The organism is Rickettsia senegalensis (genome assembly GCF_056135685.1).
In genome coordinates this window covers 1,188,940-1,203,823 of the sequence record NZ_JBVYTQ010000001.1, presented here as the reverse complement: position 1 = coordinate 1,203,823, position 14,884 = coordinate 1,188,940, and the positions used below count along the sequence as shown (strand labels likewise).

Below are 14,884 nucleotides of genomic sequence, written 5' to 3'. Positions count from 1 at the left end.
GATTATTTTTTGTCTTGATTTCTCAGTCCATTATACTATACTGATCTTGATGATCTACAACTAGATCTTGATATTTGGCTAGAATATTATAATAATGAAAGACCGCATTCCGGTAAATATTGCTATGGAAAAACACCTATGCAGACTTTTATGGATAGTAAAAAGTTAGCTGTTGAAAAGAATAACGAAATCTTATATCTTGAATACTCATCTGACAGTCATAACTTATCAGACATTCAGATATAATTTTTATAATGTCTGTAAGATTAAATCTTGACTTCTACAATCAATTGTCTTAGATAACTCTGACGTCTTTACTGCGACCTGTAGGTTTTATGCTGCTAGGGCTACTTGAAGATTTGGAGCTTTGCTGTGCCTGTGTTCCAATTTGCTTCGCTTCTTTTGCTAAGTTTTCAAATTTGTCTTTTAAGCTTTTTGTATTACCTTCTTTTATATGTGTATCCTCACTAGCTTCTATATAACTCTTAGTTTGCCTTTTAGGTGCATTATCTTTAGATTGAGCATGCTTAGAATGTTCTATTAAAAATTTTGTACGAGGTCTTATTAGTTCATTCTCTTTCCCTGTACCTTTCTGTTTTTCTTCCTCCCATTTATCCCATGCCTCCGGTGATGTCCAGTATCTTGTTATTTTACTATCAAAGCCTTTTTCAAATTTGTTTATTAAATTTTTGGTGCTATTCTCTTTAATTTCTTTACCTCGATTTTCAAACTCAAAATTTTTCTTAGGAGTTATATAGTCAGATTGAGTATTTTCATGTTGTTTTTCTACAGTCTGTTTCTTTTCTTCTGTCCAGTATTTTTTGATTTTGCTGTCAGTGTCTGCTTCAAATTTTGCTATTCTATCTTTTATACCGGTAACTGCTCCTGTAGATATTTTAGGTTGTTCTTGGGTTGATTGCTTAGTATGTTTCGTAGATGTATTTTTAGATAATTCATAAGTAAAAGATTCTAAACGAGATAAGTTCTTTTGAACTTTTTCTATATTGGAATTTAAATATTCTATTTCGGGTCCTTTATATTCTATTATATTTTTTAATGTAGTATTAATTTCTACAAAAGATTCTTTAATCTCGTTATTAAACTTATCATCACTATTACTTATCTTACTACAATTAGTAGAAATTTTTTGGAGCTTATCTAATATATCATTAATTCTCTCATCTTTTTGAGAAGTCGATACCATACTTGCTAAAAATTCACTTCTTCCTAAATTTCTATTAACATTACTTAAATATAGAGGTATGGTAGAGGCTTTAGTGTAATCTTGTGGAAATTTATCTATCTCTTCTTTAAATCTCTTTAAGAACTTTATTGTATCACCGAATATAGGATGAGTATTCCAGGAAAGAGCAGGAGGAGCCGGTATTGCTTCCTGCATTGGAGATGTATCTTTAGCTAATTCATCATTAAATAAATTGCGTATTTTAGGTAATACATTGTCGATATTAACATGTCTTGGTGATGTATCTATAAATAGTTTTTCATTTTGTAGCTCAGATATATAATCATCTACTGCTTCTTTTAATTTATCTAAAATGGCACTATTTTGGGAAGGAGGTAGCATTCCGGTGTCATCCCACTCTAAATCAGTATCAGTAGTTAGCATTCCGGTATCATCCCACTCTAAAGCGATATTATCGCTTCTACGCTCCTCACGAGGATCAGTTAGCTTATAGTAGTTTTTATTTAACAAACGAGGATCACGTGAATTTTCGCTCTTTTCATATTCCTGAATTTCTTCAAATATACCTAGTGTTTTATAAATATTATCTATTTCTTCTTGAGTAAGTCTTTCATTGCTTACTTCTTTTTGTTGGATAGATTTTTGTAGTTCTTTTGTTGCCGTTAACTTATCTTTTGTTGTATTTGAATTTGATAAAATTTTCGCTTGTGCTAAATCAAGAGTTTCAATTAAATTAGTAGAGCTGCTTTTTCCAAATGTGGTAGATAATTCTTCTTGACTCGAACCGATTCCTGAATCAATAGAAGAAGATCTAGAAACATTATTAGATTTAGGCTTAATATTTGCTTGTTGTACATAAGATTTTCCGGCATCTATTAATATTTTATCAGTGTATTGTTCTAGTTCATTGAATAAGTTTTCTAGTTTTGCAAAAAGTTCTGTTGAGGAATGTACTATTGCCGGTGATAACTTAGGTATAGAATCTTCAGGTATAGTTTCTAAAGAAGGAGAATATTTACCTGTTTCTTTCTGTAGTACTGATTCATTTTGCCTTATTAAATTTGATATATTTTTAAATTTATTTGCTAATTCTTCAGATAATATATCAATCTGGTTATTGTTATTACTTCCGGCATATAAGACTAGAGCCTCCTTTATATTTTGCGAGATATTATCTGCATGATCTATTAATAACATCTTATATTGTAAATCTAATTCGCTTGAATTATTAGTATTACGGAAGTAATTTTTATTTACTGATATGCTTTTGCTGAGTATATTTTTAGATGCTTCTATAAGTTCTTTTTGCCCTCTCTCTTCTTTATTTTTTAATTCTTCAAATAAATTTTGTAAACCGTCTGAAAAATCCCCGGCATTATCAAGGTATAAAAATTTACTTCTTATAATCTCTTGTGCTTTTTGATTGGAAGCTTGTTGAGCTTTTTGTTTCCCTTGCATTGCTCTTAGAAGGATATTCTTATCTAATGAATTAATCACATCATAAAAATTTTTCATTTCGTCTAATTTTTCTCTAGGTTCTTTTATTTTTTGTAATCTTTCTCTTAATTCTTGAAATTTATCCCATTCATGTTGTTCAAGAAAAAATTTTTCTATTTTTGTATTTTTAGCATTAGGGCTTCCTCCGCTACTCAGGATTTTATTTCTAGCTGCCTGTAATCTAGATGGTTGATGAGAGTTGATATTATTAATCAAATCTAAAATTTCTTTTGATGTCTTATTAAATTCTTCATTATTAGTTGGATTTTTGATTGTTTCTTGAACTGTTTCCCTTAACTTTATTATCTCTTCTTTAAGGCTAAGCTCTACTTTTTGTTGACTGTGTGTTATAGCTTGTGCGTTTTTTTGTGAGGTAAGTATTTTTTTATCTTGCTGTATATTTAAGTTACTTTTCCCTACTTTCTGAACAACTTCTTCCATCAATTGCAATAGATTAATGTTGCTCTTTATTTCTAATCCTTGCTCATTAGTGATCGGTAATGAATTACTTAGTCTTAATAATTCTGAAAAATCTGAAGGGGATATTAGGACATCAAGTTGAGCCTTGGTTTTTCTACCTTTTCCATCTTCCTTAAAGCCTTCAACTTTACCAATACTAATAGGTAGATTTTTTAAATAAATTTCTTTACTAGCACCTTGTATATTTTTATCAGTTACCACTTTGTTTGCTACTTTGAAGTTAGCTTGTTGCTGAGAAACATACGGTCCAGGCTTTCTAGGGTCTATTTTGTTTATTAGAGCTTCTATAAAATTAGTTGTACGTGTTATAGCTAGTTTATCTGCTTCTAAAATATTATTTAAATTAGTATTTTTTATTAAATAAAGATTGCTTATTAGCCGGTCTAATTCATTCTTATGTTTCATAATTTCCTTCTATTAATAAAAATAAACCAAAATGTAATACCATTTATGTTAAATTAACAATACTAATAATTAGTATTAATTCAATATTTTAAATCTTGTTACATTTGTGCTTCAATAATATAATTTTATCATTTATTTTATCGTGTCAATGAGTTTTTTAACTCTCTCAACTGATTTGTCGAATAATGCCTTTTCTTCTTTAGTTAGCTGCAGTTCTACTACTTTTATGACGCCCTCTTTACCTATAATAATAGGTACTCCGGCATATAAATCATTAACCCCATATTCACCTTGTAGATAAGCGGCACAAGTTAGAATTTGACGTTTATCTTTTAAATATGCTTCAAGCATTTCTATTGCTGAGGCTGCAGGGGCATAATAAGCAGAACCTGTTTTAAGTAATGCAACAATCTCACCGCCGCCGCTTCTAGTGCGATCGATTATTTTTTCAATATTCTCATTACTTGATAAGCCCATTTTTATTAGGTCGGGTATCGGTACGCCCGATATTGTAGAATATCTTGCAAGAGGTACCATTGCATCACCATGACCGCCGAGAACTGTGCTATTAACATTGCTCACCGATACTTTAAACTCTTCGGCAAGAAAAAGATTAAATCTTGATGAGTCAAGTACGCCTGCCATACCTATTACTTTATTATGAGGTAGTCCGCTTTCTTTAAGCATGACATATACCATAACATCAAGCGGATTGGTAATTACTATTACAAAAGCATTCGGAGCATATTTTTTTATATTTTGTGCTACGTCTTTCATAATTTTGGTATTAACGCTAATTAAATCGTCTCTACTCATTCCTGGTTTTCTTGGTAAACCGGCAGTAATAATTATTGCATCAGACCCTTCAATATCTTTATAGTCGTTTGTACCTTTTATTTTGATGTCAGAACCGACTATTGTACCGGCTTGCATGAGATCAAGAGCCTTGCCTTGCGGTATTCCTTCAGTCACGTCAAATAACACGATATCACCGAGTTCTCTAAGGCTAATTAAGTGAGCAAGCGTACCACCTATGTTACCGCTACCTATTAATGAGATTTTTGGATTTTTTTTCATTATTCCCTCTACAAATATTAAATATGCCTATTACTATATTACAAATAGATTCAAGAAAAAAGAATTTTTAAATTATATTATTAATTGGTTAATTCATAAAAATTAACCATTCACATTGATTTTATTAAAATAGATTAATATAATGCCGAATCGAAAATACCATGAAACATGGAATTTTAATAAAATAACTAAAAAAAGAAGATAAATATGCCTAAAATTTCTAAGTTAATCAATATTTTTAAATCTTGTATAAGAAAGGGGAGTAATGCAAAAGAATATAAAACCGTTCCAGATGTGTTTCATGATTTACGCATTAGTATTAACAATAGTCTTAATAGTAAAGATGTAAGCTTTGATACGGTAGATAGCCCAGAAAACAAAGGTACCCTACATCATGTAACTGACCTAGTAGAACTTAAAGAGTTACTTCAAAAAAATATTGATCCTAATATACAAGATGAGAATGGTTATACTGCTTTAGAAGTTACAGGTAATTTTGAAAAAGCCAAAATGTTACTTGAATATGGTGCTACGGTGAATGACTATAAACAGAGGGGTGAAATATTATATTACTGTGGTCGTAACTCAGTAGAAAACAAAATTATTCTTCACTATTAATGTATAATAATGCTAATACTAACTTTACAAAAGCAAACTTAGTAAGACATTGTAAAGAACCACATGAAGAGGCAGAGCGGTTAATAAAACGAATTGAAAAAATAAAGGGCTTAATATATCAAAGTCAAGAAGTAGAAACGTTAAGAGTATATATTGATAGATTGCAGAACTTAAAAAATAAATATGACGAAGCAAACCAAGATATTTCAAAAATAATATTAGATTATATTGAAAATCAAGAGAGTGATAGTTTAAAAAGCTAAACTTGTTACTACTTGTCAAAATTTAGGGTTAATCGAAGATTATTCGGAAGTAGCTCAAGAAAATGCATTATATAAGTGTTTGGATGAGGCTTTTGATTTACTTGATCAAGGATTAATAGGAGAGGATGCTTAAAATACAGTAGTTTGAGCAACTATTACGTGGATCGATTTAGTGGTCAAACCGATCTTGTTGTATGGCTTGTTTTATGTCATTCCCGCGTGAATACCACCACACGTCATTGCGAACATTCGTAGAATGCGTGGCAATCTCATGAAATAATAACAAACTCCTGAGATTGCTTCGTCGAATTACTACGTAACTCTTCTCGCAATGACGGAAAAGCAGGTCCACGCAACAACACCAATGTCTTACAGGATGATACACAAAATTGTCAACGTTTTATCATCTTATTATAGTGTTCCGATAAAACTTTTACGCCGTATAGCCATAATAGACATACGATTACAAAGCTAAACATCAATAAACCGGCTATGTCGTTATGTACGGCGTTCGGGAAAATACTAAAGGATATGAATTGAATAATAGCGCCTATTGATTTACCGATTTTAGTGCCCATAACATCAACGGCAGCTTTACCTTTAGTCTTCATTTCACTATCGAGCGGAATATATACCATTTCTTTAGTAGCATCAAAAAGTGAATATTTTACGGATTTGGAAAGTACATGCCAAAGTCCGCCGATAAAAACTATAACGACAAGCGGCGCACTATAGCCTAGAGTATTTACAATATTTCCTAGGTGCATTTCAAAAACCGTGAATGAAAAGAACATAACGCCTGCTCCAAACATCATAATCGGTGTTATAATAGCCCCCCAAAACCAGCCGCATATTCTAATTAAACTACTTCCTAAAAACGCACTAACTAATGTGAGTACTCCCGTCCAAAAAAACACTTCACCGTGATAGGATATAAAATCCTTTGTAGCAGGATAGAGTTGTTTTACTTTTGACATCCATAATCCTTCTATTAGGCTAATACTCATAGAATAAGACATTACAAGAAGACAAATAAAACCGAGATATCTAGAAGTTAATATTACTTTTGCACTTTCGACTAAGCTTAATTTTAATATATCCGTTCTTTGATTTTTAAATTTAATATTTTTGTCTGCTTCTACGACTGATTTATCAATAAGTTTATGAAGAGCTAGACAAATTAATCCTGATATTAAAATAATCGTAATAAAGGATTTTAAAAGGATTTCATTTGTATCGTTTAGATGAGAAAATAAAGGTAATAAGAAATGCTCACTCTTAGCAAAATAAATAATCACGGTTCCTGAGATGAGTAAATTAGTTTGTCCAAATAAAGTAAAAAATGAGTAAAATCTCGGTGCTTCTTCGACTTTAGTAATTTTATTTGCAAGCTGCCAATATAAAAGAGTAAATACTATAACCGGCCATAATTCCCCCATAATATAAAATAATACTAAACTCCACTGTCCCCAAATTATTAAAAACCATTTTAAGTGAGGAAGAACAGTGATATAGTGCTTAATCAATTCGGGATCGGGATGAAAAAACTCTCTGTACGGAAATAAAATAAAACCAAAAATTGCAAAGAAAAATAAAAAAGTGCCGGTAATTATCCTAAAAACTTGCTCTGTTGTCATAATATTACAGAGTTTAGAATAAAGAATAACGAATAAAATTCCCATAGGCATTTCGCCCCAAAGTTTGATAAAACTCAATACTTCCGAGCTAATTAAGGTAACAACAAAACTATCTTTAATACTACGAACTAAGTTTTGATTAAGTAGAATAAAAAACATTAGTAAAGCCATCGGGATGAATTTGGTTAATTCATACGATCTAATCGGCCATACTATATGCCTAAATTTACTGTTTCTGGCTTTATTCCAAATTGCGAAGTTAGAATCCACGACATCCATTGATTTACTATGAGCTTATTTTTTTAGTACCGGAGTGGATGCTAGAGTTGTCATTGCGAGAAGAATTACGTAGTAATCGACGAAGCAATCTCAGGAGTATTATTTCATGAGATTGCCACGCAGCCTAAGGCTGCTCGCAATGACGGAAAAACCGTTCCACGCAACAAGACTTTTGCAGGGATGACCCCCAGCGTTTTTCAAAAACTGTCCGGCTATATTATTTTTTATGCAACCTAGACTATAATAAAAACTATGTCAAGATTTTTTAAAATAGTCTCATATTTTATTGTTAATTACATTTGTTATATACTCGATGAACTTGAAAAATTGGCTACGTCGTTCTACAAGATCTGTGATGCTCACGTATTAAGTAGCTGCTGCCGCTCCTTGTCTTGTGAACTCCTTACTCCTTTCCAAGTTGATCTTCGTATACCAACTATTCATTTACGCAGAGTATACTCAATCGCTGCTTTAATGAACTGAATAAATAACGGATGAGCTTCAAAAGGCTTAGATTTAAATTCCGGATGAAACTGTACTCCTACGAACCAACGAAGTTCCGGTAGTTCAATTATTTCTACAATCTCTTCATCCTTTGAAAAACCGCTAAATACTACTCCGTTTTTTTTTCAAAAATATTTTGAAATTCATTATTAAATTTATATCTATGACGATGTCTCTCATTTATTTCAAGGCTTTTATAAGCACTAGCTGCAATGGTACTTGCAACCAAACTACAAGGATAAGAGCCGAACCTCATAGTCTTTTTTACATTTTCAATTGTTATTTTTGAGTCTTCACAGTTTTTATTTATTTTCTCAATAATTTTTGTACCGTCTACTTTAAATTCTGCCGTTACTGCATCTCTAATACCGATTAAGTTCTGAGCTATTTCGATCGTTGCAAGTTGCATACCGAAACATATTCCAAAAAAAGGTATGTTGTTAGTACGGGCATATGTTATTGCTATAATTTTTCCTTTAGTTGCCCGTTCTCCAAATCCACCTGGTACTAAAATACCATCTATATTTAATAATTTTTTATTAATAATCTCTTCAGTTAGATTTTCAGCATTTATCCATACTAAATCAATTTTGTATTTGTAATAAATACCTGCATGATCAAGTGCCTCGATTACTGATTTATCAGCATCTTTTAATTTATGATATTTAGCTATTATAGCAATTCTTACTTTTGAATTAGAATCTTTTAGCCTACCAATTATATCATACCATTTATCTAATTTGGACGGTACGACATTAATATTAAAAAATTTTAGTACTTTATTGTCAAGACCTGAATTATGATACGCAATCGGTACTAAATATATATTTTTTTGATCTATTGCCGGAATAACATACTCAGATTCTATATTACAAAATAAAGCTATTTTATCTATTTCGCTTTTTGAAATGTTCCGTTCTGCACGACATACTAGTATATTAGGTGTAATACCTATAGTGCGTAATTCTTTAACTGAGTGTTGGGTAGGTTTTGTTTTTAATTCACGGGCGGTTTTAACATAAGGTAATAATGTTAAATGAATAAATAAACAATTTTCGTTTTTTAATTTGTTACCGATTTGTCTTATAGCTTCAAAAAACGGTAGACCTTCAATATCACCGACTGTACCACCTATTTCACAAATAATAAAATCAAAGCCCTTGGTGTTTGAAAGTATAAAATCTTTTATTATATTTGTAACATGCGGGATGATTTGAACGGTAACGCCGGTGTAATTTCCTAAACGCTCATCTTTAAGTAATTTTGAGTATATAGCTCCTGTTGTGATGCTGTCAAACTTGCACGAGGAAACTCCGGTAAAACATTCATAATGTCCAAGATCTAGATCGTTTCTGCTCCATCATCCGTTACATATACTTCCCCATGTTCGTGAGGATTCATAGTCCCAAGGTTGACGTTAAGATAAGGGGCTAGTTTTCGTACGCAGACTTTAAATCCTTTTGCTTGTAGTAGCATAGCAAGAGATGCTGCCGCTAGACCTTTACCGAGTGATGAAACAACGCCGCCGGTAACAAAAATGAAACGTACCATTATTTATTATAAACCTAGTTTACTAATATTTTCGTAAAATTTTACTGCTTTTTTTAAGTCTTCTTCCGTATCTACGGAAATAGGAACATTCTCAACTAAACATGTACCTATAGTCATGCCGTTTTCAAGAACACGTAATTGTTCTAAATGTTCTGTTTTTTCTAAAAAAGCTGGCTTAAGAGATACAAATTTTTCTAAAGCGTTTTTGCGAAAACCATACATGCCTACATGATATAAAAATTCTTCTGCACCGTTTGGAATAAGACTACGCGAAAAATACAATGCTTTCCCCGCCGAGTCAACCGCTACGGTAACATTACTACTAGCTTCTACTGATTCCCTATCTACCTTTACTACCGGTGTAACAATATCGTACTCGCTGTTTTTTAAATATTCTATAATTTTCAAAATAGAGCTAGGTTCAATGAAAGGTATATCTCCCTGTACATTAACTATGTAATTAATGTTTTGATTATTTGGAATTAATTTAAAAGCTTCATAAGTACGATCAGTACCGGTTGGGATAGCACTATCCGTGAATATTACTTTTCCTCCGACTTTTTTAATAATATTTGCTATCTCTTCCGAGTCGGTCGCAACATATGTATGCTCAAGGTTAGCATGATTTACTTGTTTGAATACCCGCTCGATTAAAGTTATAGAGCCGATAAGCTGCAGCGGTTTTTGTTTAAGCCTAGTTGAACTTAGCCTTGAGGGGATAATTATGGCCACATCCTGATGCTGCATAAACTTCCTATATATTAAATTAAAAAATAATTGTTGACAGATTAGCCTTTTTCGGCGATAAAGTAAAACATAATTTTTGAATATATTTTGTCATTGCGAGCGACTGCAAGGAGCGTGGCAATCTTAGGAAGTAGGGCTCCTGAGATTGCTTCGTCAATTATTTCATAATTTCTTCGCAATGACGTAGGTTTTAATATATTTCAGAGCTCGTAGCTCAGTCGGTAGAGCATTTGACTTTTAATCAAAGGGTCCCGGGTTCGAATCCCGGCGAGCTCACCATACTTCTACACTGTGGGTTTGTAGCTCAGCTGGTTAGAGCACACGCCTGATAAGCGTGAGGTCGGAAGTTCAAGTCTTCTCAAACCCACCATTCAATCCACTAAAATCTATATTACATATTTAAAGTAGAATAAGAAATATTAGATTAATCAATAATTTCTTTGTATATATAACATTTTTCTCGATGAGTCTTTTTAGAGGCAGGAAGAGGTTAGGGGGTAAATTATCAAGAGCAAACCACTGCCAGTTTTCTACTTTATGAGGTTCAAGGTTCTGTAATTCATGCTCATTTAAACAATGAGCTTTAAGGAAAATAGAGACGTAATGTTTCTGTTCTATTTCAAAGACGTCGTTAGTCACAGCTATAAATCGTGGGTTTTCAATAATCAGATTTGTTTCTTCTAAAACTTCACGAATAGCACATTCTTCAAATGTTTCTCTAAATTCTAAATGTCCACCGGCAGGAGTATAACTAGACTCACCATGGGAACTAATACGTTTACCTAATAAAATTTCATTTCTATTATTAAAGATTAAAATACTGATTCCAATGCGGGGGTGGTTAGTCATATCTAACTATTAACTCGTGATTGACTTATTAATAGCTTATGTTAGTTTCCAAATCAAATAAAAAATATTGCTTATTCAGATACCGTAAGCTATTTGTAGATTATATTTAATATTTACCTGTAGTTATGAATTCTACCAATCACTCACAAAATAATCGCTTAACTCTCTCATGGCTCAAACTCGGTATTTTATCTTTGGGGTTTGCAGGTTTATATTCGGTTATTTTGGTAGTGTTACGTACTCCTCAATTATCGAGCTTTTTTCCAAACCCACATATTTTCAAATCTGCTTTAATTATTCATGTTAATTTATCGGTATTGATTTGGTTATTGTCCGTTACAGCTAGTGTTTGGGGGTGTGAAACGTCATTGCGAGGCGAGGCAAAGTCTCGACGCGGCAATCTCAAGAATTTTGCACTGCTTCATGAGATTGCCACGCTCTCTACGTTCGCTCGCAATGACGTGTTTCGTCTTTACCCTAAACTCGCTTTTCTAGCTACTCTTCTAATCGCTATTTCTCCAATAGCGGGGCATAATCCGGTGATGAATAATTATATACCGATGCTTGAGAATATAGTGTTTATTTTGGGGTTAAGCTTATTTGGCGTTACGTTGCTGTTATACGCTATAAATATTTTATATTTCTTCGATTGGACGAACTTAAATAATCTAGTTAATTTTACAATATTATCGACCATTATAATGTTTATTTTAAGCTTTGTTTGTTTTGGATTGTCTTATAAAGGCTTACAAAATATCATTCAAATTATTCCAATCGAGATAGAATTTTATTATGAATTACTTTTTTGGAGCGGAGGTCATTTATTACAATTTATATATACTCAAATATTAATATTTATTTGGATTGTCTTATTTCAGAAGCTAATAGGCAGAGAATTAAAATTCCAAAAATTTTATCTGTTCTTACTTTATTTGAATTTTATTTTTGGCGTTCTTATAGTTTGCGGTCATATATCTTATGATATTATTGATGGTAGTTTTAAAGAGTTTTATACAAACCATATGAAATATTTAGGAGGTATTACCCCTGTTTTATGTTTGGCCGGTATGGGGGGTGAGGGGGTATGTCACTGTACCGTCATTGCGAGCGACTGTAAGGAGCGTGGCAATCTCAGGATGTTTGCTGAGATTGCTTCGTCAATTGCTATGCAATTTTCTCGCAATGACGATATCACTAAAACCACCCTCCTGTGCTCTATTACTTTATTCCTACTTGGGGGGCTTATTGCCATGAACATCACCGGTATAGATGTAGTAATCCCTGCACATTATCACGGCTCTATAGTAGGGATTAGCATTGCTTGTATGGGGTATAGTTATTTGGGTATCAATGTCATTTCTGTCCGCTATGTCATGCCCGCAGAAGCGGGAATCCAAAAAAAAATATTAGAAAAAATGGATTCCCGCCTCTGCGGGAATGACATAAGGGGCTACGGCACGACATTTGCCGTCTACCTCCTAACATTCGGGCAGATTCTGCACATACTCGGGCTAGCATTCGCCGGTGGTTACGGTGTTATGCGGAAAGATCCAAATAGTGTAATGCCAATGTCAGCTAAGCTATTAATGGGTATGATGGGCGGGGGAGGGCTCATTGCTATAGTAGGCGGCTTGATGTTTGTTTATATTTGTGGTAAAACAATGTTTTTAAAAAGTATAAAACTAGAACATGAGTAAACCAACTAGAGAAGAAGCTAAAGAAGCGGTAAGAACGTTACTAAAATTTATCGGTGAAGATCCAAATAGAGAAGGGTTACTTAAAACTCCTGAGAGAGTAATTAATAGCTATGAAGAGATATTTGCCGGTTATGAAAAAGATATAGCTGAGATATTAAGTACTAAATTTTACGATACTTGTAATTTTCAGGACTTTATCTCGTTGGAAGGCATAAAATTTACCTCTTTTTGCGAACATCATATGTTACCTTTTAACGGTACGGTACATATAGCTTATATTCCCGATAATTGTATTATCGGTATAAGTAAGCTAGCACGAATAGTAAATATTTTTGCTAGAAGGCTACAAATTCAAGAAAAAATGACGGTACAAATAGCAGAAAGCGTACAGGAGAATTTAAAACCGCTTGGCGTTGCCGTTAAGATTTCTGCTTTACATAGTTGTATGTCGATGCGCGGGGTGATGCAAGATAATAGCGTTATGAACACTATGCATTATACGGGTATATTTGCCGAGCAGCAGAAATATCGCCATGAGTTTTTGAATCTTACCGCTAAAAGGTAAGTGTATGTTCATCGTCATTGCGAGCGACTGAAAGGAGCGTGACAATCTCAGGTTTTTGGCATGAGATTGCTTCGTCAAAACTTACAGTCTTTCCTCGCAATGACGATTAGGCGCCCACGCAGGCAATGCCTTCTCGCAATAACGGAAAATACACTAAACTAAAAAAATTCTATGTTATTATCAAAATATTTTTTACCTGTTTTAAAGGAAGAGCCAAGTGAAGCTCAAGTAACTTCGCATAAATTAATGCTTAGAAGTGGAATGATTAGGCAGCAAGCGACAGGTATTTATACATGGCTTCCGCTTGGCTTAAAGGTACTTAAGAATATCGAGAATATAGTACGCTCGAATATGAACAAAGCAGGAGCTTTGGAAGTTCTAATGCCTTGTATTCAGCCGGCACATTTATGGATGGAATCGGGACGTTTTGATAACTACGGTAAAGAAATGCTGAAATTTCAAGATCGTCATGATAATACTTTACTATTTGGCCCGACTAATGAAGATATGATTACGGATATTTTCCGTCATAATATTAAGTCATATAAGGATTTGCCAAAAAATCTTTATCACATCCAATGGAAATTTCGTGATGAGATTAGACCCCGTTTTGGTGTTATGAGAGGACGAGAGTTTTTAATGAAAGATGCTTATTCTTTTGATATAAACGAAGAAAATGCCGTTAAGACCTATAACCAAATGTATCAGGCTTATATCAATACTTTCAGGGATTTAGGCGTGTTTGCTATCCCGGTTATTGCCGATAACGGTCCGATTGGCGGCAATTTAAGCCATGAGTTTCATATTATTGCCGAAACCGGTGAAAGTACTATTTATTACGATAAAAGATTTAAGACTTTAAAAGATAATCCTAATATGGAAGTAGAGGAAATTAAAAGCTGGTACGCAGCAGCCGAAGAAAAGCATGATTTGAATAAATTGCCTTCCTCTTCACAAGCAATAACTAGCAGTAAAGGAATAGAAGCCGGGCATATTTTTTATATCGGCTCAAAATACTCTGTTAATATGAACGCTCTTATTAATGATGAACACGGTAAATTAACCCCTGTAGAAATGAGTTCTTACGGCATAGGTATTTCAAGGTTAGTGGCAGCTATTATAGAAGCAAATTGCGATGAGAAAGGTATTATATGGCCTTTGAGCGTTGCTCCTTTTAAAGCTTCTCTAATTAATTTAAATATTCATGATAGTAAATGCGTAGAGCTGGCGGCAAAAGTTTATAAAGAGCTATCTGCTCAAAACATCGAGGTACTATATGACGATACTGATGCACGACCAGGCAGTAAATTCGCAACGCATGACCTTATCGGCTCACCTTATCAAATTATAATCGGTCCTAAAAAAGCAGCAGATGATATTGTTGAACTAAAAAACCGTAAAACCGGAGTGATTGAGGATATTGAGGTAGATGATTTATCTAAACAAAGCAAAGTTTTATTCATATAATTGTTATGTTCAGGTTGTCCTCGATGGCATGAGTATGGTACATA

The 14,884-nt window shown here is 33.2% G+C and carries 9 protein-coding genes, 2 tRNA genes and 5 pseudogenes; 8 read left to right on the top strand and 8 right to left on the bottom strand.

Translation table 11 applies throughout. The annotated features are described in order from the left end of the window. Positions 1-36 precede the first annotated feature (36 nt). Positions 37-246, top strand: a pseudogene (locus AC0ODJ_RS06605) (IS481 family transposase); the annotation flags it as partial. Between the two features lie 49 nt (positions 247-295). Here AC0ODJ_RS06605 and AC0ODJ_RS06600 read toward each other — a convergent pair. The 4 genes and pseudogenes from AC0ODJ_RS06600 to mdh form a co-directional block, all read right to left on the bottom strand. After that, positions 296-478, bottom strand: a complete 183-nt coding sequence (locus tag AC0ODJ_RS06600) for a hypothetical protein (protein ID WP_218460661.1) — start codon at positions 476-478, stop codon at positions 296-298. A gap of 147 nt (positions 479-625) precedes the next feature. Further along, positions 626-1,003, bottom strand: a pseudogene (locus tag AC0ODJ_RS06595) (hypothetical protein); the annotation flags it as partial. Continuing rightward, positions 992-1,204, bottom strand: a pseudogene (locus tag AC0ODJ_RS06590) (hypothetical protein); the annotation flags it as partial. The pseudogenes AC0ODJ_RS06595 and AC0ODJ_RS06590, both read right to left, overlap by 12 nt. A 2,514-nt stretch (positions 1,205-3,718) precedes the next feature. Further along, a complete protein-coding gene (gene mdh, locus AC0ODJ_RS06585; RefSeq protein WP_218460659.1) occupies positions 3,719-4,663 on the bottom strand; it encodes a malate dehydrogenase in 945 nt (314 codons plus the stop codon). Between the two features lie 207 nt (positions 4,664-4,870). Between mdh and AC0ODJ_RS06580 the strand changes: the two genes are divergently transcribed. Both AC0ODJ_RS06580 and AC0ODJ_RS06575 read left to right on the top strand, forming a co-directional pair. Next, on the top strand, positions 4,871-5,281 hold the full coding sequence (locus AC0ODJ_RS06580; protein ID WP_256621380.1) for an ankyrin repeat domain-containing protein: 411 nt from the start codon (positions 4,871-4,873) through the stop codon (positions 5,279-5,281). Next, positions 5,281-5,544 (top strand): ankyrin, encoded by a 264-nt coding sequence (locus tag AC0ODJ_RS06575; protein ID WP_218460658.1) that lies wholly within the window; start codon positions 5,281-5,283, stop codon positions 5,542-5,544. The genes AC0ODJ_RS06580 and AC0ODJ_RS06575 overlap by 1 nt, the downstream gene beginning before the upstream one ends. A gap of 392 nt (positions 5,545-5,936) precedes the next feature. On the opposite strand, the gene tlc2 is transcribed toward AC0ODJ_RS06575, so the two are convergent. From tlc2 to AC0ODJ_RS06560, 3 genes and pseudogenes are all read right to left on the bottom strand, one after another. Beyond that, on the bottom strand, positions 5,937-7,460 hold the full coding sequence (tlc2, locus tag AC0ODJ_RS06570; protein ID WP_218460657.1) for a nucleotide exchange transporter Tlc2: 1,524 nt from the start codon (positions 7,458-7,460) through the stop codon (positions 5,937-5,939). A 440-nt stretch (positions 7,461-7,900) separates the two neighbouring features. After that, a pseudogene (locus AC0ODJ_RS06565) lies at positions 7,901-9,515 on the bottom strand (CTP synthase). A 6-nt stretch (positions 9,516-9,521) separates the two neighbouring features. Then, positions 9,522-10,262, bottom strand: coding sequence for a 3-deoxy-manno-octulosonate cytidylyltransferase (locus AC0ODJ_RS06560; protein ID WP_218460656.1), 741 nt, complete (start codon positions 10,260-10,262; stop codon positions 9,522-9,524). 203 nt (positions 10,263-10,465) lie between these two features. Here AC0ODJ_RS06560 and AC0ODJ_RS06555 point away from each other — a divergent pair. Together AC0ODJ_RS06555 and AC0ODJ_RS06550 are read left to right on the top strand one after the other, a co-directional pair. Next, a tRNA-Lys gene (locus AC0ODJ_RS06555) sits at positions 10,466-10,541 on the top strand. 14 nt (positions 10,542-10,555) lie between these two features. Further along, positions 10,556-10,632, top strand: a tRNA-Ile gene (locus tag AC0ODJ_RS06550). Between the two features lie 152 nt (positions 10,633-10,784). Here AC0ODJ_RS06550 and AC0ODJ_RS06545 read toward each other — a convergent pair. Then, positions 10,785-11,111, bottom strand: a pseudogene (locus AC0ODJ_RS06545) (nucleotide triphosphate diphosphatase NUDT15); the annotation flags it as partial. A 125-nt stretch (positions 11,112-11,236) separates the two neighbouring features. On the opposite strand from AC0ODJ_RS06545, the gene AC0ODJ_RS06540 reads away from it, so the two are divergent. The 3 genes from AC0ODJ_RS06540 (at position 11,237) to proS (ending at position 14,840) form a co-directional block, all read left to right on the top strand. Beyond that, entirely contained in the window at positions 11,237-12,808 is a 1,572-nt protein-coding gene (locus tag AC0ODJ_RS06540; protein ID WP_218460654.1) for a cbb3-type cytochrome c oxidase subunit I, read from the top strand. Continuing rightward, positions 12,801-13,373, top strand: a complete 573-nt coding sequence (folE, locus tag AC0ODJ_RS06535) for a GTP cyclohydrolase I FolE (RefSeq protein ID WP_218460653.1) — start codon at positions 12,801-12,803, stop codon at positions 13,371-13,373. The genes AC0ODJ_RS06540 and folE overlap by 8 nt, the downstream gene beginning before the upstream one ends. Positions 13,374-13,544: 171 nt before the next feature. Then, positions 13,545-14,840 (top strand): proline--tRNA ligase, encoded by a 1,296-nt coding sequence (proS, locus tag AC0ODJ_RS06530; protein WP_218460652.1) that lies wholly within the window; start codon positions 13,545-13,547, stop codon positions 14,838-14,840. The last annotated feature ends 44 nt before the right edge of the window (positions 14,841-14,884 follow it).

What these genes read in the sequence shown, in the direction of transcription:
- AC0ODJ_RS06580 (WP_256621380.1), top strand. Translation starts at nt 4,871, where the DNA reads ATGCCTAAAATTTCTAAGTTAATCAATATTTTTAAATCTTGTATAAGA.
- tlc2 (WP_218460657.1), bottom strand. Translation starts at nt 7,460, where the DNA reads ATGGATGTCGTGGATTCTAACTTCGCAATTTGGAATAAAGCCAGAAAC.
- folE (WP_218460653.1), top strand. Translation starts at nt 12,801, where the DNA reads ATGAGTAAACCAACTAGAGAAGAAGCTAAAGAAGCGGTAAGAACGTTA.
- proS (WP_218460652.1), top strand. Translation starts at nt 13,545, where the DNA reads ATGTTATTATCAAAATATTTTTTACCTGTTTTAAAGGAAGAGCCAAGT.
- AC0ODJ_RS06560 (WP_218460656.1), bottom strand. Translation starts at nt 10,262, where the DNA reads ATGCAGCATCAGGATGTGGCCATAATTATCCCCTCAAGGCTAAGTTCA.
- mdh (WP_218460659.1), bottom strand. Translation starts at nt 4,663, where the DNA reads ATGAAAAAAAATCCAAAAATCTCATTAATAGGTAGCGGTAACATAGGT.
- AC0ODJ_RS06575 (WP_218460658.1), top strand. Translation starts at nt 5,281, where the DNA reads ATGTATAATAATGCTAATACTAACTTTACAAAAGCAAACTTAGTAAGA.
- AC0ODJ_RS06540 (WP_218460654.1), top strand. Translation starts at nt 11,237, where the DNA reads ATGAATTCTACCAATCACTCACAAAATAATCGCTTAACTCTCTCATGG.